The sequence below is a fragment of the bacterium genome (genome assembly GCA_041648665.1).
Lineage (GTDB): Bacteria > UBA10199 > UBA10199 > 2-02-FULL-44-16 > JAAZCA01 > JAFGMW01.
The window spans coordinates 1-2,876 of the sequence record JBAZOP010000193.1 but is presented as its reverse complement, the minus strand read 5'-3'; the positions used below and the strand labels follow the sequence as shown (position 1 = coordinate 2,876).

The window sequence follows — 2,876 nt, the reverse complement described above, 5'->3', positions numbered from 1 at the left end:
CAGATCCATCGCCGGGGACCACTTCTTCTTCCGAGGCGGTTCCTTCGGCGGCTCGGGCGGCTTGTCCTCGCCCTTGACTTCCACGGTCGTCTCGGTGACGGCCGGCGGTTCCTCTTTCGGGGGCTCTTCGGTCTTCGGGGGCTCTCCGCGGACCTTCGAGATCCGCTCCATGGCCTGGTTGAAGATGCCGTCGATGAACGGACCCTCGTCCTCGGGCTTGTAGCCTTCGCCCTTCTTCAGCTCCTCGATGGCGTCGTACAGGCGCTCGTACACGTCGTCGATGCCGAAGGCTTTCAGCGGCTCGGCGAGCGGGTCGAAGCGGGAGCCGTGCTTCTGGCGCAGCGCCTCGATGCCCTCGCCGCGGACCTGCGCGGTGTAGCGCTCGTGCAGCGGGCCGAAGAAGTCCTCGTGGATCTCGCGGTCCAGCTCCTCGTGGGCAGCCGTGACCTTGGCCAGCTTCTCCTCGTTGGACTGGACGATCTCGAGGATCTTCTCGAGGATCTCGGCGAGAGTGGGGATCTGCTCTTCGGCGGTCTGGACGGTCTGGTCAGTCATTGTCGTCACTCCTTATAGGGCCGGTTTCAAATTGGGCCTCCGGCGGTGGGGGCCGAGGCAAGCATGTTGGCGGCTTGCGGGACTGGTTCGGGCCCCTGGCCGAGGGCCACTGGGGCGGCCGCGGGCGGGGGCGCCGGCGGGACCGCGGGCTGGGTCGGCTGGGGGACTTCGGGGGGCGCCGGGGGCTGCGCGGCGTCCTGGAGGGTGTCCATCTTGCCCTTGATGACCCCCAGGAACTCCACGAGGTTGCCGAGGATCTTCTCGTTTTCGCCTTCGTCGGCGTCCAGGCGCATGATCTCGTTCATCACGTTTTTGTAGAGGTCGGGGAGGCTCACGACCTCGTAGAACTCGAAGTCGCCTTCCTCGGCCGCGCGCTCCGTGACCATCTCGATGTCGTCCCGGTTGGCCGCGGCGATCCCGTAGCACTTCTCCAGGTCGGGGAACTGCAGCATCGAGGCGACCCACTCGGGGCCGACGATGCCCATCTTCTGCAACTTCTCCACCTGCTCCATCTTCACCTTCGGGGTGTTCGAGAGGGCCGAGGCGGGGGAGAACTGCACGGAGAAGAACTCGCGCTCCCGCTGGAGGTCCTTCCACGTCACGGTGGAACGGCCCGCGCGCTTCGGCAGCAGGTCGCCTTCGAGTGCGTCGACGGCGATCTCGCAGATGGTCATGAGGAACTTCTCGAAATCCTGGAGCTCCCGGTTGAACCGCTCGCTCTCCACGTCCTCGAGGGTGTCGAGCATGACGCCCGAGTTGATGCCGCTGGGCTTCTTCGATTGCGCCGAGAGCATCGAGACGCCCGAGATGTTGTACATGGCCTCGATGATCTCTTTGCGCCGCTGGAGGAGCTGGGGGCTCACCGCCGCCGGGGTGACGACGGTCGCGGGAGCGGTGGCCCCGGGGGCCGGCTCGTACTCGTAGACCAGGCCGGCCTTGCCGGCGTCGAGCGTCGAGGCTTTGATGCCGCCGATGGTCGGAGTCAGGATCAGGTTGGCCGGGGTGTTCTCCTCGGCGTCGTGGATCTTCTCGTTCACCAGGTCGAGCTCGCGCTGCAGCGTGATGAGGTCGTCGACGAGCGACGGGGACCACATGCCCTTCACCGGCGGGCAGTAGGGGATCGACGCGACGGGGGGCCGCTTGAACTTGATCGCGGTCTCGCGCATGAGCACCCCGTCGACGATGTCGTACCGCTTGCCCTCTTCGAGCAGGTAATAGATGCGGTACTTGTCGGACCGGTAGAACGGGTTCTGCGCGTAGCTCGCCCAGGGGGCCGAATCCTTTTTCAGAATGTTCTTCAGCGCCGCCAGGGGGTACTGACGGAACTCGATCATCACGCGCGAGAGGCAGCTGTAGTTGAACTCCGCGGGGTCGTAGAAGTACTCCCAAGGCCGCAGCCTCCGGGGCTTCTTCGTCTCCTCGTCGATCCAGATGTGGCCGACCTCGAAAATCTGCGCGTCGCGGTAGCAGAGGTTGGCGAGCTGGTAGATGCTCTCGCGCTGGTACCACTGGTCGGACCACTGCTGGCCGATGCGGCATACCTTCCGCGTCTGCCACTTGCCGTTGATCGGGTTGAAGAACGGCCGCACCTTCACCTGGCTCATCTTCGAGAGCTTCGTATCGATGCAGCTTTTGATGACGTTCTCGATCGGCCACGGGAGGGCGTTGCCCTCGCTCGCGCCGAAGTTGTACGAGACCGGGTCGTTGTAGAGGTTCCAGATGTCCTCGCGGCGCTGGCCGTTGTTGTTGTACCGGTTCAGGTTCCGCAGGTACTTCATCTCGCGCTTGGACAGCCAGTTCGAGAGCTGATTCGCGTCGGTGAGGATCTTCTGGAAGTCCATCAGAACACCTCGTCGTGCGGGGCGCCCTGCTGCCGGACCCCGCCCTTGACGCCGAAGGTCCACTTGATCCCGCCGGGGAAGGTGATCTCGGAGTAGAACCCGGGGTTCTGCTTGGCGGCTGCTGTCACCAGGGCCTCGATCAGCGGGTAGTTGAGGGGGCGCTTCTGGAGGTCGATGTACTCTCGGCGCCGGCGCTCGAGCTCGCGCTGTCGGTCGGCCTCTTGCTTCAGGAGTACCCAGGCTTCGATGAATCTCACACCCTGTATAGGGCCGGTCCGGAAGGCAAATCTTGGTTTTGGCCCTCTGCTACTGCTACAACTCTTGCTCCGGTACGAACTCCCTTTCCTGTTCCTGTTCCCTTTCCCTTTCCCTTTCCCTTTCCTGTTCCCTTTCCTTTAACTGTTTGCCAACAGTTGCCAAACAGTTTGTCAACACTTGGCGAACAGTAGGGCAACAGTAGGCGAACAGTAGGAGGGCGCG

General features: G+C 63.8%; 3 protein-coding genes. All 3 read right to left on the bottom strand.

Annotated elements, in window-relative coordinates:
- On the bottom strand, window positions 1-555 hold a 555-nt coding region (locus WC683_20585), incomplete at its 3' end, for a hypothetical protein (GenBank protein ID MFA4975009.1).
- 26 nt (window positions 556-581) lie between these two features.
- Window positions 582-2,396 carry a hypothetical protein gene (locus WC683_20580; protein MFA4975008.1) on the bottom strand — a complete coding sequence of 605 codons (1,815 nt, stop codon included), beginning with the start codon at window positions 2,394-2,396 and terminating at the stop codon, window positions 582-584.
- Window positions 2,396-2,653 carry a hypothetical protein gene (locus WC683_20575; protein MFA4975007.1) on the bottom strand — a complete coding sequence of 86 codons (258 nt, stop codon included), beginning with the start codon at window positions 2,651-2,653 and terminating at the stop codon, window positions 2,396-2,398. Before WC683_20575 ends, WC683_20580 begins: the two co-directional genes overlap by 1 nt.
- Window positions 2,654-2,876: the final 223 nt, after the last annotated feature.